This is a genomic window from uncultured Sphingomonas sp. (assembly GCF_964237335.1).
Taxonomy (GTDB): Bacteria; Pseudomonadota; Alphaproteobacteria; order Sphingomonadales; family Sphingomonadaceae; genus Sphingomonas.
In genome coordinates, this window is sequence record NZ_CAXSHM010000011.1 from 60,311 (window position 1) to 83,565 (window position 23,255).

25 protein-coding genes are annotated in these 23,255 nt (G+C 69.5%); 10 read left to right on the plus strand and 15 right to left on the minus strand.

What is annotated here, in order from left to right:
* Positions 1-8 precede the first annotated feature (8 nt).
* The 6 genes from ACFE65_RS07745 to ACFE65_RS07770 all read right to left on the minus strand — a co-directional run bounded on the left by ACFE65_RS07745 (position 9) and on the right by ACFE65_RS07770 (position 7,000).
* Complete coding sequence (locus tag ACFE65_RS07745; RefSeq protein ID WP_375381807.1) at positions 9-305, minus strand: TM2 domain-containing protein; 297 nt, start codon at positions 303-305, stop codon at positions 9-11.
* 91 nt (positions 306-396) lie between these two features.
* Positions 397-1,779 (minus strand): phosphoglucomutase/phosphomannomutase PgmG, encoded by a 1,383-nt coding sequence (pgmG, locus tag ACFE65_RS07750; RefSeq protein WP_375381776.1) that lies wholly within the window; start codon positions 1,777-1,779, stop codon positions 397-399.
* 89 nt (positions 1,780-1,868) lie between these two features.
* Positions 1,869-2,855, minus strand: a complete 987-nt coding sequence (locus ACFE65_RS07755) for an aldo/keto reductase (RefSeq protein ID WP_375381777.1) — start codon at positions 2,853-2,855, stop codon at positions 1,869-1,871.
* Between the two features lie 54 nt (positions 2,856-2,909).
* Positions 2,910-4,364 carry an efflux transporter outer membrane subunit gene (locus ACFE65_RS07760; protein ID WP_375381778.1) on the minus strand — a complete coding sequence of 485 codons (1,455 nt, stop codon included), beginning with the start codon at positions 4,362-4,364 and terminating at the stop codon, positions 2,910-2,912.
* A 6-nt stretch (positions 4,365-4,370) separates the two neighbouring features.
* Entirely contained in the window at positions 4,371-5,915 is a 1,545-nt protein-coding gene (locus tag ACFE65_RS07765) for a DHA2 family efflux MFS transporter permease subunit (RefSeq protein WP_375381779.1), read from the minus strand.
* The gene (locus ACFE65_RS07770) at positions 5,912-7,000 is read right to left on the minus strand and encodes an HlyD family secretion protein (RefSeq protein WP_375381808.1); all 1,089 of its coding nucleotides are present in this window, start codon (positions 6,998-7,000) and stop codon (positions 5,912-5,914) included. The genes ACFE65_RS07765 and ACFE65_RS07770 overlap by 4 nt, the downstream gene beginning before the upstream one ends.
* Before the next feature lie 321 nt (positions 7,001-7,321).
* Here ACFE65_RS07770 and ACFE65_RS07775 point away from each other — a divergent pair, with 321 nt between their 5' ends.
* From ACFE65_RS07775 to ACFE65_RS07790, 4 genes are all read left to right on the plus strand, one after another.
* Positions 7,322-8,641: a methyltransferase family protein gene (locus tag ACFE65_RS07775; protein WP_375381780.1), complete on the plus strand. Its 1,320-nt coding sequence runs from the start codon at positions 7,322-7,324 to the stop codon at positions 8,639-8,641.
* A 249-nt stretch (positions 8,642-8,890) separates the two neighbouring features.
* Positions 8,891-9,637: a hypothetical protein gene (locus ACFE65_RS07780; protein ID WP_375381781.1), complete on the plus strand. Its 747-nt coding sequence runs from the start codon at positions 8,891-8,893 to the stop codon at positions 9,635-9,637.
* The gene (locus ACFE65_RS07785; protein ID WP_375381782.1) at positions 9,637-10,809 is read left to right on the plus strand and encodes a M48 family metalloprotease; all 1,173 of its coding nucleotides are present in this window, start codon (positions 9,637-9,639) and stop codon (positions 10,807-10,809) included. The genes ACFE65_RS07780 and ACFE65_RS07785 overlap by 1 nt, the downstream gene beginning before the upstream one ends.
* On the plus strand, positions 10,809-11,393 hold the full coding sequence (locus ACFE65_RS07790) for a hypothetical protein (RefSeq protein WP_375381783.1): 585 nt from the start codon (positions 10,809-10,811) through the stop codon (positions 11,391-11,393). Before ACFE65_RS07785 ends, ACFE65_RS07790 begins: the two co-directional genes overlap by 1 nt.
* Before the next feature lie 338 nt (positions 11,394-11,731).
* Here the strand turns inward: ACFE65_RS07790 and ACFE65_RS07795 are convergent, their stop codons facing one another.
* The 3 genes from ACFE65_RS07795 to ACFE65_RS07805 form a co-directional block, all read right to left on the minus strand.
* Complete coding sequence (locus tag ACFE65_RS07795) at positions 11,732-11,878, minus strand: hypothetical protein (protein ID WP_375381784.1); 147 nt, start codon at positions 11,876-11,878, stop codon at positions 11,732-11,734.
* A gap of 134 nt (positions 11,879-12,012) precedes the next feature.
* Positions 12,013-13,398: a glutamate--cysteine ligase gene (locus ACFE65_RS07800; RefSeq protein WP_375381785.1), complete on the minus strand. Its 1,386-nt coding sequence runs from the start codon at positions 13,396-13,398 to the stop codon at positions 12,013-12,015.
* A gap of 135 nt (positions 13,399-13,533) precedes the next feature.
* Complete coding sequence (locus ACFE65_RS07805) at positions 13,534-14,355, minus strand: helix-turn-helix transcriptional regulator (protein WP_375381786.1); 822 nt, start codon at positions 14,353-14,355, stop codon at positions 13,534-13,536.
* A 97-nt stretch (positions 14,356-14,452) separates the two neighbouring features.
* Here ACFE65_RS07805 and ACFE65_RS07810 point away from each other — a divergent pair, with 97 nt between their 5' ends.
* On the plus strand, positions 14,453-15,343 hold the full coding sequence (locus ACFE65_RS07810; RefSeq protein ID WP_375381787.1) for an SDR family oxidoreductase: 891 nt from the start codon (positions 14,453-14,455) through the stop codon (positions 15,341-15,343).
* A 3-nt stretch (positions 15,344-15,346) separates the two neighbouring features.
* The gene (locus tag ACFE65_RS07815) at positions 15,347-16,096 is read left to right on the plus strand and encodes a siderophore-interacting protein (RefSeq protein ID WP_375381788.1); all 750 of its coding nucleotides are present in this window, start codon (positions 15,347-15,349) and stop codon (positions 16,094-16,096) included.
* A 92-nt stretch (positions 16,097-16,188) separates the two neighbouring features.
* Here ACFE65_RS07815 and ACFE65_RS07820 read toward each other — a convergent pair whose 3' ends face one another.
* Genes ACFE65_RS07820 through ACFE65_RS07830 form a run of 3 tightly spaced genes read right to left on the minus strand, consistent with a single transcriptional unit; the run spans position 16,189 to position 17,727 of the window.
* Positions 16,189-16,665, minus strand: a complete 477-nt coding sequence (locus ACFE65_RS07820) for a DsbA family protein (protein WP_375381789.1) — start codon at positions 16,663-16,665, stop codon at positions 16,189-16,191.
* A 39-nt stretch (positions 16,666-16,704) separates the two neighbouring features.
* Entirely contained in the window at positions 16,705-16,830 is a 126-nt protein-coding gene (locus ACFE65_RS07825) for a hypothetical protein (protein ID WP_375381790.1), read from the minus strand.
* Positions 16,831-16,854: 24 nt separating this feature from the next.
* Positions 16,855-17,727: an SDR family oxidoreductase gene (locus tag ACFE65_RS07830; protein ID WP_375381791.1), complete on the minus strand. Its 873-nt coding sequence runs from the start codon at positions 17,725-17,727 to the stop codon at positions 16,855-16,857.
* A 74-nt stretch (positions 17,728-17,801) separates the two neighbouring features.
* Here ACFE65_RS07830 and ACFE65_RS07835 point away from each other — a divergent pair, with 74 nt between their 5' ends.
* The gene (locus ACFE65_RS07835; protein WP_375381792.1) at positions 17,802-18,230 is read left to right on the plus strand and encodes a winged helix-turn-helix transcriptional regulator; all 429 of its coding nucleotides are present in this window, start codon (positions 17,802-17,804) and stop codon (positions 18,228-18,230) included.
* Positions 18,231-18,375: 145 nt separating this feature from the next.
* Here the strand turns inward: ACFE65_RS07835 and ACFE65_RS07840 are convergent, their stop codons facing one another.
* Positions 18,376-19,116: a 16S rRNA (uracil(1498)-N(3))-methyltransferase gene (locus tag ACFE65_RS07840; protein ID WP_375381793.1), complete on the minus strand. Its 741-nt coding sequence runs from the start codon at positions 19,114-19,116 to the stop codon at positions 18,376-18,378.
* A gap of 176 nt (positions 19,117-19,292) precedes the next feature.
* The gene (locus tag ACFE65_RS07845) at positions 19,293-19,526 is read right to left on the minus strand and encodes a hypothetical protein (RefSeq protein WP_375381794.1); all 234 of its coding nucleotides are present in this window, start codon (positions 19,524-19,526) and stop codon (positions 19,293-19,295) included.
* Here ACFE65_RS07845 and ubiA point away from each other — a divergent pair.
* The 3 genes from ubiA to ACFE65_RS07860 all read left to right on the plus strand — a co-directional run bounded on the left by ubiA (position 19,525) and on the right by ACFE65_RS07860 (position 22,794).
* Entirely contained in the window at positions 19,525-20,457 is a 933-nt protein-coding gene (ubiA, locus tag ACFE65_RS07850; protein WP_375381795.1) for a 4-hydroxybenzoate octaprenyltransferase, read from the plus strand. The two genes, ACFE65_RS07845 and ubiA, sit on opposite strands and share 2 nt — an antisense overlap.
* A 218-nt stretch (positions 20,458-20,675) precedes the next feature.
* The gene (locus ACFE65_RS07855) at positions 20,676-22,034 is read left to right on the plus strand and encodes a TldD/PmbA family protein (protein WP_375381796.1); all 1,359 of its coding nucleotides are present in this window, start codon (positions 20,676-20,678) and stop codon (positions 22,032-22,034) included.
* Complete coding sequence (locus ACFE65_RS07860; RefSeq protein WP_375381797.1) at positions 22,027-22,794, plus strand: 3'(2'),5'-bisphosphate nucleotidase CysQ; 768 nt, start codon at positions 22,027-22,029, stop codon at positions 22,792-22,794. The genes ACFE65_RS07855 and ACFE65_RS07860 overlap by 8 nt, the downstream gene beginning before the upstream one ends.
* Here ACFE65_RS07860 and ACFE65_RS07865 read toward each other — a convergent pair.
* Complete coding sequence (locus tag ACFE65_RS07865; RefSeq protein ID WP_375381798.1) at positions 22,780-23,235, minus strand: hypothetical protein; 456 nt, start codon at positions 23,233-23,235, stop codon at positions 22,780-22,782. The genes ACFE65_RS07860 and ACFE65_RS07865 overlap by 15 nt on opposite strands.
* Positions 23,236-23,255: the final 20 nt, after the last annotated feature.

Below are 23,255 nucleotides of genomic sequence, written 5' to 3' on the forward strand. Positions count from 1 at the left end.
CGGTGCCGTTACCGGCCGATCATCAGCCCCGCACGACCCGACAGCTGCGTCATCACATCGTGCCGGATCCTGTCCTTACTCTCGCGGATCATGCCCGGTATCATGAAGGCGTCGATCAACAGCCACACGAACCCGATCAGGATGAAGTACGACAGGATTTGCAGCACAGCCGTGCCGGGGCGACCGAGATAGAAGCGGTGCGCGCTGACGGGCCACAGGAACAGCCACAGCAGATACGCCACCCCGGCACTTGGCGCATCGTTGCTGACGCGCTGCTCGATCAGCATCATCTCCTGAGTGGTCATCGTCACGAGCAACATCCCCTTTGCCCAACCTATGCCAAGGTAACAGCAGGCGGGTCGGCGGGCAACGGCGCGGTCGCCATGCTGAATAGTGTCAGCGCTCCACCCCGCTCAACCTCAGTTGCGCGTCCAGTTCGGCGAGCAGCCGGTCGAGTCCCTCGGGCGTCCGCGCTTCCGCTCGCGCGGTCAGCATCGGTTGGGTGTTGGACGCGCGCAGCAGCCACCAGCCGTCCGGCGTCGCGATGCGCACGCCGTCGGTGCGGTCGACATTGCCGCCCGACGCACGCAATCGCGCGATCACCTCGTCCACCACCGCCCGCTTGCGCGCGTCGTCCACGTCGATGCGGATGTCGGGCGTGTTGACCAGCGCCGGCATCGCGCCCCTGAGATCGGCCAGCGAGCGGCCGATCCCGGTCAGCGCCTCGATCAGGCGGATGGCGGCGAGCAGCGCGTCGTCGAACCCGTACCAGCCGTGCGCGAAGAAGATGTGCCCGCTCATCTCGCCCGCGAGCGGGGCATGCGCGGCGATCATCGCCGCCTTCATCGGCGCATGGCCGGTGCGCGCCATCAGCGGCGTGCCGCCCAGCTCAACGATCCGCCCGAACAGCGCGTCCGACGATTTCACGTCGCCGACGATCGTTGCACCGGGTAGTGCCAGCAGTACGGGCTCGGCGAGGATCGACAGCAATTGATCGCCCCAGACCATGCGGCCCAGCCCATCCACCGCGCCGATCCGGTCCCCGTCGCCGTCGAACGCCACGCCGAAATCGAGCTGCCTGTCCGCCACCAGCGCCTTCAGGTCCGCCAAATTGTCCTCGATCGTCGGATCGGGGTGGTGGTTGGGGAAGGTGCCGTTGACGTCGGTGAACAGCAGATGGTGCTCGCCGGGCAGCCGCTTGACCAGCCGTTCCACCACCGGCCCCGCCGCGCCATTGCCCGCGTCCCAGCCGATCCGGTACGCCCCGCCCGAAAATCCGCGCATCAGCCGGTCGACGTAATCGTCCATGACGTCTGCGTCGGTGACCTCTCCCGCCTCCGCGCCCTCGCCATCGCCCTCGCTCCGGTCGTCCGCCGCCGCCAGCACCGCCAGCTCCTGGATGTCGTCGCCGAAGAACGAGCGGTGCCCCAGCACCAGCTTGAAGCCGTTGTAGTCGGGCGGATTGTGGCTTCCGGTCACCTGGATGCCGCCGTCCACCTCCAGCTCCGCTTCGGCGTAATAGAGCATCGGCGTCGGCCCGAGCCCGATCCGCACCACATCGACGCCGGCCGCCGTCAGCCCCTCGATCAGCGCCGCCTCCAGCATCGGCGAGGTGGTGCGCCCATCGCGCCCCACCACGACGCGGCGGCCGCCCGCGCGACGCACCCGGGTAGCGAACCCGCGCCCGATCGCGCGCACGTCCTCCCGGCCCAGCGCGGCACCGACGACGCCGCGGATGTCATATTCGCGCAGGATCGCCGGATCGAGGCGGTGGGGCATGAGCGCTGTCCGTATCGGGGAAGATACGGCGTCCTAGCGCCACCGCGGACCCGACCTCAACGCCGCCGTGATGCCCTTTGTCCGACCGATCAGCGGTCGACCATCGCCATCGCGCGCTCGGTATAGCGCGGGCCGGAGACGGTGCCGGGGCGCAACGCATCGTCCAGCCGCCGCATCTCGCCCTCGTCCAAGGTAATTGCCGCCGCCGCGACATTCTCCTCGAGATACGCGCGCCGCTTGGTGCCGGGGATCGGCACGATGTCCTCGCCCTTGCCGAGCAGCCAGGCGAGCGCGATCTGGCCGGGCTTGGCGCCCTTGGCCTCCGCGAGATCGCGCACCACGCCGGCGGCAGCCATGTTGGCCACGTAGCTGTCGCCCTGGAAGCGGGGGTCGGTGTGGCGGTAATCGGTGTCCGGGCAATCCTCCGCCGGCTTCGCGGTGCCGGTCAAGAACCCGCGTCCCAATGGACTGAAGGGCACCAAGCCGATGCCAAGCTCGCGCAGCAGCGGGATGATCTCGTCCTCCAGATTGCGCTCCCACAGCGAATATTCGCTCTGCAACGCGGTGACAGGGTGGGTCGCATGCGCGCGGCGGATCGTTCCCGCGCCCGCCTCGGACAGGCCGAAGAACCGCACCTTGCCTGCCTGCACCAGCTCGCCGACCGCGCCGGCGACGTCCTCGATCGGCACCTGCGGGTCGACGCGGTGCTGATAGAGCAGGTCGATATGGTCGGTATCCAGCCGCTTCAGCGACGCATCGACCACCGCACGGATGTGGTCGGGCCGGCTGTCCGTGCCGGTCATCCTGCCGTCCTCGATCCGGAAGCCGAACTTGGTCGCGATCGTCACCTGGTCGCGCCGGCCCTTGAGCGCGCGGCCGAGCAGTTCCTCGTTGACGAACGGGCCATAGACCTCGGCGGTGTCGAACAGCGTCACACCCAGGTCGATCGCGCGATGGATGGTCGCGACCGACTCGGCCTCGTCCGCCGCGCCATAGGACTGGCTCATCCCCATGCAGCCGAGGCCGAGGGCGGATACCCGGAGGCCGTGGCTGCCGAGGTCACGTGTCTGAAGCATGGTCATTCTCCTGCGTCGCTCAACGCGCAGGTCCGCGTGATGGTGCCGGTCGCGTCAGGCGCCGTCGGTCGCCGGCCCAGTCCAGCCGCCCGCCGTCGCCACATACAGGCGTGCGACGTTCAGATATTGTCGCGCCTGCGCATCGACGAGGTTGGAGCTCGCGCGCTGATACAATCGCTCCGACTCCAGCACCTGGAGGATGCCCGAATTGCCGACCTGAAAACTGCGCCGCGACAGGCCGAGCGAGCGCTGCGCGACGTCGACCGCCTGCTGCTGGTTGGCCACCGACCGCGCGTCGCTGTTTATCGCCTGGAGCAGGTCGGCGACCTGGCGGAACGCGTCCAGCACCGTCTGGCGATAGGCGGCGTCCGCCGCGCGCGCCTGGTCGATCGCCGCGCGTTGCTCCGCCTTCAGCGTGCCGCCGTGGAACAGCGGCGCCGTCACCCCGCCGAACACGTCGAAGCCGCGGAATGCGCCGTTCAGCAGGTCGCCGAGGTTGGGCGAGCCTTGCGTCACCGTCGCGCCCAGCGTGATGTCGGGATAAAGCTGCGCGGTCGCGACCCCCACCGCAGCAGTCGCGTCGTGCAGCCGCGCCTCCGCCTGCAGGATATCGGGCCGCTTGTGGACCAGCGCGGAGGGCAGGGTGACCGGCACCTGCGCGGGCAGGCTCAGCCGCGCGAGGTCGAAGTCGGTCGCGCCGAGAGATGCGGGCGACACGCCGACCAGCGTCGCGAGCAGGTGGCGCGCTTCGGCGAGCTGCTGGTCGAGCTGGGGCAGGTCGCCGCGATCGTCCTGATATTGGCTCTGCGCGTTCAGCACCTCGACCAGCGTGCCTTCGCCGCCCTGTCGGCGTTTCTGCGTCAGGTCGACGTTGCGCTGATCCTCCGCCAGGATCGCGTCGGCGGTGGCGATCTGCGCGCGGATCGCGGCGATCAGCAGCACCTGGTTCACCACCTGGCCGGCGACCGTCAGATGCGCGGCCTGGGTCTGGCGCAGCTGCGTCTCCGCCTGCGCGACGCTCTGCTCGACGCGGCGACGGTTGCCGCCGAACAGATCGAGGTCGAACGACACGCCGCCGCCGATCGAATAGAGGTTGAACTCGGGGTTCCCGGTACCGGTGTTGAAGCCATAGGCGGCGAGGTTGACCTGCTCGTGATCGACGCGCGCGTCGGCATCCACCTGCGGCAACTGGCGCCCACGCGCCGCGGCGATCTGCTGGCGCGCGGCGGCGAGTGTCGCGTTGCTCGCCTCCAGGCTCGCATTGCGCGCGATCGCCTGGTCGACGAGCGCATCGAGCTCGGGCGAGCCGAACGCCGTCCACCAGCGGAGCGCGGGTCCCTCGCCCGTGACCGCGAGCGGCCCCGATGCCGGCCGGCGCGTCTCGCCGGGCGCCAGATAGGCCGCGTCGCCCGGCGGCGCGGGCCGCCGGAAATTGGGACCGACCGTGCAGCCGGCGAGTACGGACGTCGCGAGCATCGCAGCCAGCGCGGCTCGAAGGGAGGACGGCATGTCGGATCAGTCCATGTGCATGGTGGGCGTGTCCGCGCCGAGGCGAGACGGGCGCATCAGCAGGATCAACGGCGTGACGACCAGGGTCACCACGAACAGCGCGTAGAAGGCGTCGGTATAGGACACCATCGACGCCTGGCGGGTGATCTCCGCGTTGAGCCGGGCGAGCGTGCCGAGCGCGGTGAAGTCCGCGTCCGGCATCGCGGCGATCAGCGCGGGATTGTCCGGCCGCACGCCCTCCACCAGCCGCGCATGGACGGTGTCGGCGTTGCGGATCGTCATGAACTGCAGCACCGAGATGCCGATCGCCGAGCCGATGTTGCGGGTGAGCGTGAACATCGCCGCGCCCTCGTTGCGCAGCGTGGGGCTGAGGGTCGCGAACGCGACCGTCGACAGCGGCACGAAGATGAGCCCGGTGCCCAGGCCCTGGATGAACCCCGACGAGATGATGAGGCTCTCGTCCATGCCCAGCGAGAAGCCGCTCATCCGGCGGGTGGAATAGGCGGCCAGCATCAGCCCGACGCCGATCAGGATCCGGGCGTCGACCCGTTTGATGAGCTGGCCCACCGCGATCATCGAGATCATCGTGCCCATGCCGCGCGGCGCGGTGACGAAGCCGGTGAGCACCACCGGATAGCCCATCAGCTCCTCCAGCATCGGCGGCAGCAGCGCGAGCACCGAGAAGAGCAACACGCCGAGGAAGAAGCCGAGCAGGGACGCCGCGACAAAATTGCGGTCGGCGAAGAGCGAGATGTCGATGAACGGCCGGCGCGCCGTCAGCGTCTGGACGAGAAACAGGTAGAAGAAGAAGGCCGCCGCCACCGCTTCGACGCGGATTTCCCCGCTCGAGAACCAGTCGAGCTGCTGGCCGCGATCGAGCATCAGCTGGAGCGAGGCGATGGCGAGCGCCAGCATCGCGAAGCCGAACAGGTCGAGCTTCACCCGCGCGAGCGACTTGGTCTCGCTGAGGAAGAACCACAGGCCGCCGAAGGCGAGGATGCCGATCGGCAGGTTGATGAAGAACACCCAGCGCCAGTTGTAATTGTCGGTCAGCCAGCCGCCCAGCGCCGGCCCCACGATCGGCCCCAGGATCGCGCCCATGCCCCAGATCGACATGGCCGGGCCGTGTCGCTCGGGCGGGTTGATGTCGAGCAGGATCGCCTGGCTCATGGGCACGAGCGCGGCGCCGAACACGCCCTGGAGCAGCCGGAAGCCGACGAGCTCGCCCAGGCCCGTGGACACGCCGCACAGCCCCGACGCGATCGTGAAGCCGACGATCGAGAACAGCATCAGCCGCTTGCGCCCGAACCGCCCGGCAAGCCAGCCGGTCAGCGGCGTGCAGATCGCGGCCGCCACGATGTACGACGTCAGTACCCAGGTGATCTGGTCGGCGGACGCCGCGACGCTGCCCTGCATGTGCGGCAGCGCGACGTTGGCGATCGTCGAATCGAGCGAGTTCATGACCGTCGCCGCCATCACCGATGCGGTGATGAAGCGGCGGGTGGTCGTGTCCGGATACTGGTCCGCGGCAGGCTGGTCGCTGGCGGTCACCGGGACTGCGTGGCCCCGGCAGGAGACGGCGCGACCGTGTCGCCGCCGAACAGGTGGCGTTGGTGGCCGGTGTCGACCGACACCTCGACGCTCAGGCCCGCGTGCAGCGGCACGTCCGCCGGCACGCGATCGATCGTCAGCTCGACGGGCAGGCGCTGGACGACCTTCACCCAATTGCCCGTCGCATTCTCGGCGGGAAGCACCGCGAAGCTGTTGCCGGTGCCCGGGCTGAAGCTCGTCAGCCGCGCGGTCAGGTGCAGGTCGGGAAAGGCGTCGACCTTGATCGTCGCCGGCTGGCCCAGCCGCATGTAGCGTAGCTGGTTCTCCTTGAAGTTCGCCTCCACCCACAAGCGGTTGCCGGCCAGCGAGAACACCGGCCGCGCCGCGGTGACGTAGTCGCCGACCTGAAGCTGGTCGACCTTGGCGACGATGCCGTCCTGCGCCGCATGCACGATCGTGTAGCCGAGGTTCAGCGTCGCGCGATCGAGCGCGGCCTGCGCGCGCTGCACGCCGGGCTGGCTCACGACTGGCGCGTTGACGTTGCCCGACAGCGACGCCTGGACGCTCGCATTCTGCTGCGACGTGGTCTGGATCGACTGGCCGGCGGTGCGCGCCGCGAGCAGCGCCTGGTCATATTGCGCCTGGCTGGAGATGCCCTCCGCCAGCAGATCCTTCTGGCGGGCGGCCTCGCGGTCGGCGAACAGCACGCGCTGCCGCGCCAGCGCCAGTTCCGACTGCCCCTGCGCGTAATTGGCGCGCAGCGACCCGATCTCGGCCTTCGCGGTGGCGAGTTGTGCCTGCGCCTCGTCGACCGCGTCGCGGTAGGGCGCGGGATCCAGACGGAACAGCACGTCGCCCTTGCGGACGACCTGGTTGTCGCGGACCTCGACCGACACGACCCGACCGGCGACGTTGGGGCTGACGGAGACGAGCCCGGCCTGGAGATACGCGTTGTCCGTATCCTCGAACCGCCCGCTGCCGAGGTAGAACAGCAGCGCGCCGACGACGAGCACGATCGGCGCGACCAGGAGCAACGGCTTGCGCAGACGGCGCAGGCGCGACGACGGTTCCGCCTCGGCCACCATCGGCGCGCCGGACTCGGGCGCCGTCGCCTTCGAGACGGTGCGCTCGTCGCCCGAGAACTCGTCGCCTAGCACGTCGTGTCCCCGCACGTCGCTCCCGGGCGTGTCCCGCCGTTCCTCGATTCGAGAAGCGCTGTCCACCATCTTCCTCTTGATTGTCACGCACCTAGCAAACCGACCCCCCGCCGCAACGATAGGTCAGCAGTGCTGCACATAGGCGAGGAACCGCGTGGTTCCAATGACTCCCCTTTCAAGGCGTGCCCGAGGCCGGCTCGACACCTGAGTTCACGCGATCCTTACCATTGCGGTCGTACTGCCCGGCTCGTGTTCCACGATACCGGTCTTGCCACGTCCGCTCCCTCCGGCACGATCGTGTCCGATCCGCGGCCGCGGTCGGCGGTGAGCGGCTGGGTGGGGATCGTCGGCGTCGCGGGGTTGGCGGGGTGGTTGGCCGTCGCGCGCCGTTACGGGATGGACGGGCCCTATTCGGCGCTCGTCGGGCTCGTCGCCTGCGCGATGCCGATGATCGGCTGGTCGCTGCTGGTCGACAAGGTGCATCGCCGCGCATCGACCGGGATCGATTGGGCGTCGCCCAAGCCATGGCGCGAGACGATCGACATCAGCCTGGCGAAACTCGCCGGCCTGTGGGCGACCTGGGCCGGCATGGCGCTGATCTGTTTCGCGGGCCGCTTCTATTGGCAGGGGCCGTTCGTCTTCGCAATGTGGTGCCTCGAATGGCTCGCGCCGGCGGCGCTGGTGCTGTCGGTACCGTATGTGCTCTGGCTCGACCGGCGGCTGACGGAGCCGCGCGACGGCGCCTGGGCGCTCGGCGCTTGGCTGACGGGAGCGCCCGCCGATGGGCCCGCGATCGCAGGCCATTGTCGCGCGTGGGCGGTGAAGGCGTTCTTCCTGCCGTTCATGCTGGCGATCGTGCCGCCGGGGTTCGGCCAGCTTGTCCGCGCCGATCTCGGAGGATTGGTCCGCGATCCGGTGGCGCTGTCGGGCGCGCTGGTGTCGGCGATGTTCGTCGTCGACGTGTCGCTGGCGAGCGTCGGCTATCTGCTCACCTTCCGGCCGCTCGATTCGCACATCCGCTCGGCCAATCCGTTCGCGGCAGCTTGGGCGGCGGCGCTGATCTGCTATCCGCCGTTCATCCTGATGGATACGAACGGTCCGCTCGACTACCACCCCGGCACCGCCGACTGGAGCTGGTGGTTCGGCGGCCATCCGCTGCTGCTGGCCGTCTGGGGCGCGGTGCTGGTGGTGCTGACGGCGATCTATGCCGCCGCGACCTGTGCGTTCGGGCTGCGCTTTTCCAACCTGACCAACCGCGGCATCCTGACGCACGGCGTCTATGCCTGGTCGCGGCACCCGGCGTATCTCGCCAAGAACGCCTTCTGGTGGCTGTCGACGCTGCCGGTCCTGACCACAGGCAGCATGAGCGACGGCGCGCGGGCGACGCTGCTGCTGGCCGCGACGAGCGGCATCTACTGGTGGCGGGCGCGGACGGAGGAGCGGCACCTGTCGCTCGATCCCGACTACCGCGCCTATTGGACCTGGATGGAACGCCGCGGCGCGATCCCGCGCGCCTGGCGGTGGATCGCCGGCACACGACCGCGTGGGATCGGGGCGCCAGAGGCCTGAGGTCTGTCCGGTCATCCTCCCCCGCCAGGGGGAGGGGGACCAGCGAAGCTGGTGGAGGGGGAGGACTGGCTGATGTTTGGGGTGCCTCCCCCTCCGACCGGCTGCGCCGGCCACCTCCCCCTGGCGGAGCAGGATCAGAGCGGACTAAGCCCCTTCACCACGACCAAACAACTTCCGCCCCGTGCGAACTGTCCGCTTGCGATCCGCCCTGCGACTTGCTCTACTCCTCCGATACCGGGGGGTATCCACATGAAGTTCCGACATCGCGCCCTGCTGTTGGCGTGCTGCGTACTGGCGGCGGCCACGCCGGCGCTCGCGCAGCAGAAGTCGGCCGTGCGGCCGGGCTTCGCCTATCCGGTCGACCATCCGATCCGCATCCTGGTGTTCCGGCCGGAGGTTCGGGTCGGGTCGCAGTCGGCGGGTGGCACCGTCAGCCCCAACGCGAGCTGGACGCGCGATGCGCGCGCCAATATCGCGCAGGCGGTGACCGCCGCGAAGCCCGGCGGCGCGACGGAAGTGGTGTTCATGCCGGAGGCCGAGGCCGACGCGGCTGCGCTGCTGGCCGACTACCGCGCGCTGTTCGGCGCGGTCGCCGACACCGTGCGCCAGCACCGCCTGTTCAAGCACGATCGCCTGCCCACCAAGAAGAGCGGCTTCGAGTACACGCTGGGGCCGGGCGTCGCCGGGCTGGCGGGCGCGACGGGCGGCGATTACGCGCTCTTCGTCTTCACCAACGACGCCTATGGCACGAGGGGGCGCAAGCTGCGGCAGGTCGCGGGGTTCCTGGTCGCGGGCGCGACGGGGATCAGCGCGCTGGTGGTGACGTCGGGGCAGCACACCGGCTATGCCGGGCTGGTCGACCTGCACACGGGCGACCTCATCTGGATGAACGTCGACGCGGCGATGGGCGGCGACCCGCGCCAGGCGGACGGCGCGACCAAGCGCGTCCGCGAATTGCTCAAGGGCTTTCCGACGCCGCCCGCGAGCCATCCGTGATGGCGAGCTTCGTTGCGGCGCTTGCGCTGCTCGCCTCGCTCGCCGGCACGGGCACGAGCGATCCCAAGCCGACCGGATCGCCGTCCGCGCCCGGCTACCAGCCGATCGGCCGCGACGAGCAGGGCGTGTGGGCCGAGGCAGACGAAGACGAGCGCGAGTTAAAGACGTCGAAGATGGTGATCCGCGACTCCGCGGTGAACGCCTATCTTCGCCACGTATTGTGCCGGGCGGTGGGCGAAAGCTCCTGTGCGAGCGTGCGCCTATATCTTGTGCGGGCGCCGATCTCCAACGCGAGCATGGCGCCCAACGGCGTCCTGCAGATCTATTCCGGGCTCCTGCTGCGCGTCCGGGACGAGGCGGAGCTGGCCGCGATCGTTGGCCATGAGTTCACCCATTTCGAGAACCGGCATGGCCTGGCCGGCCTGCGCAAGCAGCGGTCGATGACCAACTGGGGATCATGGCTGACGGTCGCCTCGTTCACGACCGGTCAGCCCCGCAACTACACGCCCGGCTTCATCGCCGGCTATTACGCCTACACCCGAAACCAGGAACGCGAGGCCGACCTGGGCGGGCTGCATCGCATGAGCGGCGCCGGCTATCGCCCGATGGCGGCGAGCGCGATCTGGATGCGCATGCGCGAGGAGAAGGACGCGCAGGCAAGTGCGCTGCACGTCAAAAGCCTGAAGGACGCCGACTACGGCCCGTTCGCCTCGCACCCGATGGATGTCGAGCGGATGGCGTATCTGGCGCGCGAGGGCCAGACGTTAGAGGCGGGCGCGACCGACTTCGACGGCGTTGACGAGTATCGCACCGGCATCGCGCCGATCTGGCCGATGCTGATCGACGACCAGATCAAGCTCAACGATTTCGGCGGCAGCGAATACGTGCTGCAGACGCTGGCGCGCGGCACCTGGACCGGGCCGCTGCTCTATGCGCGCGCCGAGCTTTATCGCGCGCGGGGCAAGGGAGCCGATCAGCTGACGGCCGAGGCATTGTACCGGCAGGCGGCGGTGCTGCCCGATGCGCCGGCGACGACGTGGCGCGGGCTCGGGCTGGTGCTGATGCGCGAGGGTCGCACGACCGAGGGGCGGGCGGCGCTCGCCACCTATCTGGCGCGGGTGCCGGAGGCGTCCGACCGCGCGGTGTTGCAGGCGATGGCGGACGGGAACTGATGATGCGAGCGACAACGGTTCCGATGGCGCTGATGCTCGGCCTCGCCGCACCAGCGGTGGCGAAATGGACGGAGGTCGCCGCCGCCCGCACGCCGGTCGCGGGCTCGACGCTCAGCGTGGCGGCGGGAGCGGGCTGGAACCGCTGGTCGAAGCATCCGATCAAGGCGGAGGAGCTGTGGAGCCTCGACGGCCCGTTGCTAAACCAGATCGTGTTCCTGGGCGGCGTCGCCGACGGTCAGCCGATCGCGCGCGAGCCGAACCGCAAGCGCGAGCCGCTGCCGCATTTCGCCGCCGCGATGCGCCCGACCGACATCGCCGAGCTGCTGGAGCGCACGACGCGCATCACGGAGGCCGCGCCCGACTTCACGACCGAGGCGGTGGCGCCGGCGACGTTCGCGGGTCGACCGGGCTTCCGCCTCCGCTATCGCTACACGGTGGGCGAGCTGACGCGGTTGGGCGAGGCGCGCGGCGCGGTGATCGACGGGCGGCTGTACCTGATCGCCTATTCCGCGCCCGCGCTCCATTATTTCGACACCGACCTGCCACGTGCGACGGCGATCATGGACAGTGCGCAGGTGGGGTGAGTTGTCGAGGGTGCTGGAGCGGGTTCCCGCCACTCCGAACGAAATAGGAAGATCGAGCGCGTCAAATGACTGCGTTCTGCTGGGAAGGAAAGTCATGAGTAAGCGCGTGCAGCCGCTAGATCTTGGCGCGGCCGACATCCCAAAGCGCCCTCGTGGCCGTCCTCGCACCGATACGGTCAAGCGGTTCCTCTGGCTCCCACCCGATCTGGCAGCGGCTTGGGACGCCGCGACGCCGGACCAGCGACGGGATGCCATCCGCGCCCATCTCGCTAAGCTTCCCTGACGCGCGGGTTTCCTCCGGTATCGCGTATCTAAATCAGTTCCGCAGCGATAATCCGCTAGTGTCTCCACGGCAGGCCCTCGATCGCGACTTTCATCGCGATGATCGCGACGGCGACGTAGCCGAGGTCGAGCAGCGTGGAAGCGATCGAGATGCGCCGCCCGGTCGCGGGCCGCAGCAGCAGCTGGTAGGCCAGCACCACCACCCAGAAGATCGCGATCTGCCATCGCGTCTCGAAATGGCGGAAGGTGAACCGGCTGACCGCGCCCGCGGCGGCGAAGACGACCGCGGCTCGGAACGCGTGGCGCGTCCAACCCGCACCGCCGCCGTCACGCGCCGTCAGAAGCTCGCCTCGTCGTAGAGGCGCGACACGTCGCCACCCCAGACACCATGATATCGATCCAGCATCACCTCCGCCGGCACCGTCCCGCGCCGCACGATCTCGCGCAACGGATCGAGGAAGCCCGTCTCGTCGCTGCCCGACGCGTCCAGCCGTGCGCGGGCGGCGAGCCCGGCGTGGGCGATGTCGAGCACCTGCCCGGCGATGTCGCGCAAGCGGCCCCCGCCCGGCAACGGCGCGTCGAGCGCGAGGCGCGGCACCTGGTCGCGCAGTGCCTGACGGTCCTCGAGGCTCCAATCCTTGACGAGGTCCCACGCCGCATCGAGCGCTTGGCTGTCGTACAACAGCCCGACCCAGAGCGCCGGCAGCGCGCAGATGCGGTTCCACGGACCGCCGTCGGCACCGCGCATCTCGAGGAACGTCTTCAGCCGCACCTCGGGAAAGGCGGTCGACAGATGGTCGGTCCAGTCGTCCAGCGTCGGCTTCTCGCCCGGCAGCACCGACAGTTCGCCCTTGAGGAAGTCGCGGAAGCTCAGCCCGGCAGCGTCGATATAACGGCCGTCACGATAGACGAAGTACATCGGCACATCGAGCGCATAGTCGGCATAGCGCTCGTAGCCGAACCCGTCCTCGAACACGAACGGCAGCATGCCGGTGCGTTGCGGATCGGTATCCGACCAGATATGGCTGCGGTACGACAGCATGCCGTTGGGCTTGCCTTCGGTGAACGGCGAGGCGGCGAACAGCGCGGTCGCCAGCGGCTGCAACGCGAGCCCGACGCGAAACTTCTTCACCATGTCGGCTTCCGACGCATAGTCGAGGTTCACCTGGATCGTGCAGGTGCGCAGCATCATGTCGAGGCCCATGGTGCCGACGCGCGGCATGTGCCGGCGCATGATGTCGTACCGGCCCTTGGGCATGACGGGCAGCTCGGCGCGCGTCTTGTCGGGCCACATGCCCAGCCCCAGGAAACCCAAACCCAGCCGCTCGCCCGCCGCCTTCACCTGTTCCAGATGCCGGCCGGTTTCCTGGCACGTTTGGTGCAGCGTCTCGAGCGGCGCGCCCGACAGCTCGAACTGGCCGGCGGGCTCCAGGCTGACCGATCCGTCGGCGCCCGACAGCGCGATGACGTTGGTGCCGTGTGCGCTGGTCTCCTCGACCGGTCGCCAGCCGTAGCGTTCCAGATCGCCCAGCAGGTCGCGGATGCCGCTAGGCTCGTCGTAAGACGGCGCGCGGTGGTCGGCGGTGCGATAGACGAACTTCTCATGCTCGGTGCCGATGCGCCAGCGATCCGCCGGCTTCTCGCCGCGCGCGAAGCTCTGGACGAGTTGATCGCGGCTCTCGGTGACCGGGGAACTCGGAGCGATGTCGGCCTTGGTCGTCATGCCTCGCGCCTTACGCACCGACGTGGGACTGCGCCAGTGGGGATGCGGGTGGTGGTATTCGGCATCAAATCAGGGAAGGCCAGGCTTCAAAACCGTGTATTCGTTGGAGCTTCCCAATCGGGAACCGTTTGCTGACTACGCCGTGAGCAGCGATCGGATGTGTTCGGCGACGTCAGGGTCGACCGGATTGTAGACGATCATGCCGAGGTCGGGGCGGCCATCCACGGCGAAGCCGGAATATTCCAGTTCGATTGCGCCCAGCACTGAGTGGCGCAGCCGCTTGGCGCCTTCGCCATGGAAGCGCACGTCGTTGTCGGCCCACAGCGCCGCGAACTCGGGACTGGCCGCGCGCAACTCGGTGACGAGCTGGCTGACCTCGGACACAGCGCCGGCGCGCGCCGCGTCGGCCCGGAACGCGCCGACCACGAAGCGGGCGGTGCTTTCCCAATCCTCCTGAGACCCACGCACCCGGTCGTTGCTGAAGACGAGCCGCAGGATGTTGCGCTCCTTCAGCGGCAGCGCCCCGTAATCGGTCAGCACGAGCGCCGCTGCCCGATTCCATGCCACCACGTCCCAGGTCGCCGTCTTGATGATAGCCGGGCTGGCGAGCATCCCGTCGAGCAGGCGCTGCAGGCGCGGCGTTACGCTGTCCCTTGCCCTGTAGCGGACCTCCGGCGGACGGCCGAGCGCAAGTAGGTACAGATGCTCGCGCTCCGCCTCGGTCAACATCAGGCCGCCGGCTATGCGGTTCAGCACGTCGGGCGATGGTGCTCCGCCCCGGCCCTGTTCGAGCCAGGTATACCAGGCAGGGCTGATGTTGGCGCGCTGAGCGACCTCCTCCCGACGCAGACCAGGTGTGCGACGCCGCTTGGTCGGGAAGCCGAACGCACCGGGATCAAGCCTTGCGCGGCGATCCCTGAGGTAGAATCCAAGAGGATTGTCGGGGGCAGTCGCCATCGCCAGCCTCTTAAGCATTATAGTAGGAAACAGTCACCACTTTTCCGCGATAACCTCTGCATCGATAGGGGCGTGCATCTGCAATGGAGAACTTTCGATGCGCGTGTTCCTGACCGGTGCTACCGGCTTCATCGGCTCTCACATTATTCCCGAACTGCTGGCGGAAGGTCATCAGGTGCTGGGCCTGACCCGATCGGATGTCGGTGCCGAGACGCTGGTCGCTGCTGGCGCCGAGCCGCATCGCGGCGACATCGAGGATTTCGACAGCCTGATGCACGGTGCGGCCTCGTGCGACGGCGTGATCCACGCGGCGTTTGATCACAATTTCCTGAACTTTACCGAGAACTGCCAGAAGGACGCTCGCGCGATCACGGCACTGGGCGCCGGGCTGGAGGGCACCACCAAGCCACTTATCATCACGTCCAGCACCGCCATGGGATCGGCCAAGCCTGGCGAACCGGCGGCCGAAGACGTTTTTGCCGCCCATAGCCCCAACCCACGTGTCGCGTCCGAGTTGGCCGGGCAGGCACTCGTCGAGCGCGGCATCCACGTCAGTGCCATGCGCAACTCGCAGATCCACGACACGCACAAACAGGGGCTGGTGAGCGATCTGATCGAGCTTGCCTGGCAAAAGGGCGTCTCGGTCTATGTCGGTGAGGGCACCAACAACTGGTCGGCCGCGCACGTCTCCGACACTGCCCGCTTATACCGGCTGGCGCTGGAGCGGAACGAGGCCGGCGCGCGCTACCATGGCACCGCCGAGGGGGCGATCAGCGTCCGCAGGATCGCCGAGACGATCGGCGAAACCTTCGGCCTGCCCGTGCAATCAATCAGCGCGGATGAGGCCGAGGCTCATTTTGGTTGGCTTGCGGCATTTGCGTCCAAAGACATGTCTGCGTCCAACACGCTGACGCGCGAGCGGCTGAGCTGGAGTCCCACCGGCCCGACCCTGCAAGCGGACATCCGCGCGATGAAGGCGGGAGCCTGAACCATGAGCGAGCGCCGGATCAACCGCGTCCGCCACGAATCGCAACGGCGCTTGCTGACGGTCGACACTGTCGTGAGGCTGAACCCGCACATGATACGGGTCGAGTTCACGTCTGATGACCTGGCCGGCTTTACAAGCCTGTCTTTCGACGACCACATCAAGCTGTTCTTCCCGGCCGAAGATGATGGCGCAGACCAGATGCGCGACTACACGCCGCGTCGCTTCGACGTAGCCGCCGGCCGATTGACGATCGACTTTGCGGTTCATGATGCCGGGATCGCGACGGCGTGGGCGCTTGCCGCCCGTCCCGGCGAGCAGCTGGAGATCGGTGGGCCGCGCGGGTCCGCGATCATCCCGCCCGACTTCGACTGGTACTGGCTCATAGGGGACGAAACGGCGCTGCCCGCGATCGGCCGCTGGTTGGAGGAAGCAGCGGCTGGGACGAGCGTCACCACCTTCGTTGTCGTCGAGGATGTGGCGGATCGGCAGCGTTTCCGGAGCGAGGCGCAGTGGGTCGGCGTCTGGCTGGTCCGTAGCGATGGCAACGACGATGCGGCGCTGCTGCAGTACGCCATGGCCAGGTACAATCTTCCTGCTGGCGACGGCTTCATCTGGATCGCGGCGGAGGCAGGCGTCGCGCGGACGCTGCGCTCCTATATCATCGATGGTCAGCATCATCCGCGCGATTGGGTCAAGGCCGGCGGATATTGGATCAGGGGCAAGGCCGACGCTCATGACAAGCTGGATGACTAGGCGCTTCAAAGGCGGGCGGTAGCGGCAGTGAACGCATGTCACTGACAGACATGATCGTTCCCTTGGGTCCGGGATGAGTGATAGGTCGTGCGTCAGGCGGTAAGCCGGGAAAGGACGGCGGCACGGATGGCTGCCACGAAGGCGTCGGGCCGGCCGTAGCAACCCTCGTGCGGCAGATGTTCCAGGATGCCGTCGCGCTCCAGCAGGAAGCTCGGGAAGCCTTGTAGCCCATGGCGGCGCATCAGCGAGCGGGTATCCTGGATGTGGCGGTCGACCGGCACCGCCGCGATCGCGTCGCGGAACGCCGCGGTGTCCAGCCCGGCCGTGGCCGCCGCCACCACCAGCACCTCGTCGTCGACCACGGGCTGGCCGGCGACATAATGGGCGTGCTGGATCGCCTTGACCATCGCGACCCCGGCGTCGGCGCGCACCGCCTCGGCGGCCAGCACGGCGGCGACCGTCGGGCGCGACCACCAGACGCTGGCGGGATCGACCAGCAGGCCGTCGAGATAGGTCGGGCCGAACACCTGGCCGGTCAGCCGGCTGATATGCGCGTCGGTGTCGCGCATCATCCGCCGCTTGGCGTCGGTGGCGTGGACGCCCGGGTCCTACAGCCCGCCGCCATGGAGGACGACGGGGATGCGTGCCGTGACGGCCGCGCGGACCAGCGGCTCGGCGGCGTAGCACCAGCCGCAGAGCGGATCGTAGACGTAATGGAGGATGGGTAAGGTCATAGGAACTCTCCTGGATGGACGCGCTCAGCCGGCCTTGAGCACCGCGGCCATGCTGGTCGCCAGCGGCGTGGTCGGGCGGCCGATCAGGCGACCGAGCTCGCCGCTGTCGTCGAAAAGCCCGCCCTTGGCGGCGCCCGCGTCGCTGTCGGCGAGCAGCGCGGCGAGGAACGGCGGCAGGCCCGCGCCGAGCAGCATTTTCTCGAACTCGGCCTGGGGCAGGTCGTGATAGGCGATCGGCCGGCCGACCTGGCGCGACAGCTCCGCCGCCAGCTCGGCGAGCGTATAGGCGGCGTCGCCTGCCAGCTCATAGGTGCGGCCGCCCTGATCGTGGGGCGACGTCAGCACGGCGGCGGCGGCATCGGCATAGTCGGCGCGCGCAGCCGAGGCGATGCGGCCGTCGCAGGCCGCGCCCAGCACCGCGTCATGCGCCAGCGCCGCGGGCAGGCTCGCCAGGTAGTTCTCCGTGTACCAGCCGTTGCGCAGCAGCACGGTCGGCACCCCCGACGCGGCGAGCAGCGCCTCCGTCTGGCGATGATCCTCCGCCAGCATCAGCGGCGAGCGGTCGGCGTGGAGGATGCTGGTGTAGGCGATTAGCGTGACGCCCGCCTGCGCCGCCGCCGTCACCACGTTGCGGTGCTGCTGGGCGCGGCCGTCCAGATCGCCGGACGAGACGAACAGCAGCTTCTCAATGCCCTCGAACGCAGTGCGGAGCGAGGCGGGGTCGGTGTAATCGCCGGTCCGGGTCTGCACTTCCCGGCTTTCCAGCCCCTCGGCCTTGGACGGCGTCCGGACGAGGCCGGCGATGTCGGCGGCAGGCACGGTCTTGAGCAGGGCGTCGATGACGAGCGCGCCGAGCTGGCCGGTGGCGCCGGTGACGAGGATGCGGGGCTGAGGCATGGAAAAGCTCCTGATCGGTATGCGGAAGAGACGAGGTCTTGAATAGGGACCGTCGCTGCGCGATGTAAGGAGGCATGATTTCCTCGCCTGGTAACCGCGCGGTGCCCACCGACGCTCCGCCCCTCGGCACCATGTTCAGCGACTGGCGCGAGCGGGGGTTCGACGCCGCCGCCTGTCCCGTCCGCAACGTGCTCGACCGGATCGGCGATAAATGGACGCTGCTGGCGCTGGTCGCGCTGGCGGGGCAGCCGCACCGCTTCGGCGAACTGCACCGTGCGATCCCGGACATCTCCAAGCGGATGCTGACCCAGACGCTGCGCGAGCTGGAGCGCGACGGGCTGATCGACCGTGAGGTGTTCCCGACCAAGCCGCCCAGCGTCCGCTACAGCCTGTTGCCGCTAGGCCGGTCCGTGCTACCGCCGCTTGCCGGCCTGATCGGCTGGGCCGAGGACAGCTACGCCGCGATCAAGACGGCTCGCGAGCGATTTGATACGGCGGATTAGCTGGCGTGCCTGAATTGGAGGTTCCGTTACAGGCGTCCAGATCGTCTTGGAACACCTTCCCAATTGGGGAAGCGGAGCGTGTGCCAGCGGCTCTTCCCAAGCACTTTCCCGAAACCTGCCTGGCGCTGACGGCCACCATCTACCCTCACCAGTCCCCCGTCGCCGCCATCCACAGCGCGATGATCGCGGCGGCGGCGGTGTCGGCACGCAGGATGCGGGGGCCGAGCGTCACGGCAACGGCCTGCGGGAGTGCGCGGATCGCCGCGCGCTCCGCATCGTCGAAGCCGCCCTCCGGGCCGACGAGCACCGCCGCCGGACCGGGGCGTTCCCGCATCGCCGCGAGCGCGGGTGTGCCGCCAGTCTCGTCGGAGAAGAATAATGCGCGTTCCGGCGCCCAGTCGCGCAGCAGCGAGTCGAGCTTCACCGGCTCGGCGATCTGCGTCAACGCGGTGCGCCCGCATTGCTCGGCGGCCTCGATCGCATGCGCGCGCAGCCGCTCGGTGTTGACGCGCTCGGCGAGCGTGCGGCGGGTGAGGACGGGGACGAGCCGCGCCACGCCTAGTTCGCACGCCTTTTCCGCCACCCAGTCGACCCGCGCCTTCCTGATCGGCGCTGCGCACAGCCACAGGTCGGGCACCGGCTCGCGCGGGCGCGTCATCGCGGCGACGTCGAGGACCAGGTCGCGCTTGCCGACGCTGGCGACGGTCGCGAGCCATTCGCCGGTGCGGTCGTCGAACAGCATCGCCGGGTCGCCCTGCTTCAGCCGCATCACGACGCCGAGATAATGCGCCGCCGGGCCGTCCACCGTCAGCGAGCCGGATGCGAGCGGGCGGTCGATGAACAGGCGCGGGGTAGAACGCGGCGGCCAGGCGGGGATGGCGGGCATGGCGGCTTCCTGCGGCGGGGGCGGGGGTGTCGAGAGGTGGTGGGGAACCGGTCGCGCTCTCTACCCGTCCAAGCTGAGCCTGTCGAAGCCCTGTCCTCTCTAAGGAACAGCGACAGTCCTTCGACAAGTTCAGGATAGACGGAGAAGAGGAAGGAAGGTCGCCGTTCGTGCCGAGCCTAACGCCGCCGTATCGCCCAGCGCGCGGCGCCGAACATCAGGCCGATCACCGCCGCGATCCCCACCGCCGCGAGCGTCAGCACGCCCGCGACGCGCAATATGGCGTAGAACAGCGCCTCCAGGAAGCGGCCGATGGCGACGGACAGGTGGATCACGATCGCATCATGGCGCGCCTTCGCGGCGGAAGCGAGGCGGTTGCACGCGAGGCCCGGCGCGTCGTACCGGGCGCGCATGGCCCCAAGATCAGAGGCGGAGATCGTCCCCGACAGCGAGCATCGCGGCCTGCTCGCCCGGCTACCGGGTCGCGCGGGCGCGCTCGCCAGCCTCGCGCGGTTCGATCGGCCGATCGGCTGGTGGCTGTTGTTTTGGCCCGGTGCCTGGGCGGTCGCGCTGGCGGGGGCTGCGGTCCGGCGGTGGGACCTGCTCGCCTGGCTGCTCGTCGGTGCGATCGCGATGCGGGGCGCGGGCTGCGTGTACAACGACATCGTCGACGCCGACCTCGACCGGCAGGTGGCGCGCACCGCGTCGCGTCCGGTCGCGAGCGGGGCGGTGTCGGTGCCGCTCGCCTGGGGCTGGCTGGCGGCGCTGTGCTGCGTCGGGCTGGTTGTTTTGTTGCAATTGACGCCGCTCGCCGCGGGCATCGCAGTCGCCGCATTGCTGCCGGTCGCCGCCTATCCGTTCATGAAGCGGGTCACCTGGTGGCCGCAGGCCTGGCTGGGGATCGTGTTCTCCTGGGCGGCGCTGGTGGGGTGGGCCGACGTTGCCGGCGGCTCGACGCCTGCGCGGTGGGAGCCCGGCTTGTGGCTGTATGCCGGGTCGGTCGCGTGGGTGGTCGGCTACGACACGATCTACGCGCTGCAGGACCGGGAAGACGATGCGCTGATCGGCGTCCGCTCGTCGGCGCTGGCGCTGGGCTCGGCGGTGCGGCCGGGCGTGGCGGCGTTCTACGCGGCGGCGCTTGCGGGATGGGGGCTGGCGATCTGGCGGGTACGGCCGGACTGGGTGGCGCTGCTCGCGCTGTCGCCGGTGGCGCTGCATTTGTGCTGGCAGGTCGCGACGCTGCGCCCGGACGACGGCGCGGGCGCACTCGCCCGGTTTCGGGCGAACCGGTTCGCGGGCCTGTTGGTGTTTTTGGCATGCCTTGTCGTGGGTGAGACCGCTTAGGGTCGCATCGCCCTCACCCTTCCGCGGCTTCGCCGCTCCCTCCCTCTCCCACCGGGAGAGGAGCGCGAGGTCGGCCATGCTCCCAGCATGGCTTGGACGATGCGGGGCATCGTCCACTTTGCGCTGAGCCCGCCGGCGTAGCCGGGGGGAAGGGTAAGGGCGACGGTGACCCTTGCTTTCACTAGCGTCGGCCCGCCCGCCTCCCTAGATCGCACAGCATGCTGACTCCACCCCAAGCGCAGGATCGCGCGCAGGACCTCGTCGCGCGTGCCCGCGCCGCCGGGGCTGATGCCGCCGACGCGGTGTTCGCCGCCGATGCCTCGACCGAAATCTCCGTCCGCCTCGGTGCGCTGGAGGACGTCGGCCGGTCCGAGAGTCAGGATCTGGGGCTGCGCGTGTTCGTCGGGCGGCGCTCGGCCAGCGTCTCGACGTCGGACCTGACACCTGATGCGCTGTCGGCGCTGGTGGAGCGTGCGGTGGCGATGGCGCGCGAGGCGCCGGAGGATGCGTGGGCCGGGCTCGCACCCGAGGAACGGCTGCTGCACGGGAGCCCGCCGCTGCTCGATGTCGATGATATTCGGGAGGGGGGCGAAGAGGCGACGCCGGCGGAGCTGCGCGACCTGGCGCTCGCCGCCGAGGATGCCGCGCGCGCGGTGCCGGGCGTCACCAACTCCGAAGGCGGCGGCGCGAGCGCATCCCGGTCGATCTGGGCGCTGGCGACCAGCCACGGCTTCGCGGGCGCTTATGCCGCGACAGGCTACGGCGTGTCGGCGAGCGTGCTCGCGGGAACCGGCGGCGGGATGCAGCGGGACTATGCCCACTCCTCCGCACGCCACCGCAGCCGGCTGGAAGCGTCCGAGGCGATCGGCCGCCGCGCGGGCGAGCAGGCCGTCGCCCGCGTCGGTCCGGGCAAGCTGCCCAGCGGGCCGATGCCGGTCGTGTTCGATCCGCGCGTGGGCACCAGCCTGCTCGGCCATCTGATCGGCGCGATCGGCGGTCAGGCGATCACCCGGCGCACCAGCTTCCTGCTCGACGCGCTCGGGACCGAAGTGTTCGCGCCCGGCGTCACGATCCGCGACGATCCGCACCGGCCGCACGGGCTGCGCTCGCGCCCGTTCGACGGCGAGGGGCTGCCCGTGTCGCCGACGCTGATCGTCGACGTGGGGATGCTGGAGATGTGGTTGCTCGACTCGGCCTCCGCGCGCCAACTGGGGCTGGAGCCGACCGGCCACGCCGCGCGCGGGGTTGGTGGCGGGCCTGGCGTGACGACCAGCAACCTGTACATGGAGGCGGGCCATGTGCCGCCGGCGACGCTGATCGCGGACATCGCCGACGGAGTGATCGTCACCGAGCTGATCGGGCAGGGCGTCAACGGCGTGACCGGGGACTATAGCCGCGGCGCGGCGGGGTTCCGGATCGTCGATGGCCAGATCGCCGGCCCGGTCGCGGAGTTCGCGATCGCGGGCAACCTCAAGGACATGTATCGCCAGCTGACGCCGGCGAACGACCTGGAGTTCCGCTACGGCACCAATGTCCCTACGATCCGGATCGACGGCATGACGGTCGCGAGTGGCTGATCTCGGCGCGCTGGCGGACGCGGTCGAGGGGGTAGCCGCTGAGGCGGGGGCGCTGGCGATGGCGCGGTGGCGGGGGGACTTCGCGCGCTGGGGCAAGGCGGACGGCAGCCCGGTGTGCGAGGTGGACCTGGCGGTCGATGCGTTGCTGCGCGAGCGGTTGAGCGCGCTGCTGCCGGACGCGGGCTGGTTGTCGGAGGAGACGACGGACAGCGCCGACCGGCTCGGCCGCGAGCGGCTGTGGGTTGTCGACCCGATAGACGGCACCCGCGATTATGTCCGCGGGCGGCGCGGCTGGTGCGTGTCGGTGGCGCTGGTCGAGGCGGGTCGGCCGGTCATCGGGGTGCTCGACGCGCCGGCGCGGGCCGAGCGGTGGCGGGCGGTCGCCGGTGGTGGCGCGTGGCTCGGCGACCGACCGCTTCGAGTCAGCGGCCAGGCGGCGCTTGTCGGCGCGCGAGTGCCGACCGACGCGCTGCCACGCGCGGAGCGGGAGCTGATGGTGGCGGTCGCCAAACCCAATTCGATCGCGCTGCGCATTGCGATGGTGGCGGCTGGTGAGGCCGATATGGTCGCGACCACGCGCTGGGGCAATGAATGGGACGTCGCGGCCGCGGTGCTGCTGGCGAGCGAGGCCGGCGCGACGGTGAGCGACGCGGCGGGCACGGCGCTCGCCTTCAACCAGCCCCGCCCGCAGGCGCTTGGCCTGCTGGTCGCGCCGCCTGCGCTGCACGCGGCGGCGCTGTCGCGTTCAGAGCAGCAATAGCAACGGTACCGCCACGCCCGCGATCGTCAGCACCAGCGACAGCCGCCGGCTCGCCCGGCTGGTCAGTGCGATGACGAGTCCCAGCGCGGTCGTGACGAACAGCGCGGCGGACAGCAGCACCACGAACAGCTTCAGCGGACTTAGGCCGCCGTGGTCGTGGTCGTCGTCTTTGCCGCCCGGCTTGCTCACCGGCGCGCCTGATCCGGGCCGATGATCGCCACCGGCCGACGGCTTGTGGCGCGGGCCGGCGATCACCTGATGCTTGTGGAGGCTCGCGATGGCGCCGATCCAGCGCGGCGGCGCCGGCTCATCGCCATGCGACTCATGCAGGCCCAGCGTCTGCAGCCCGCCGGTGAAGGCGAAAAACAGGATCGCCGGCGCGAAGAACACCGCAAGATAATTGTGGAGCTGGCGGACCTGGCGAAGCGTGCTGGCTTTCATCGCCTCAGCCTAGCGAATGC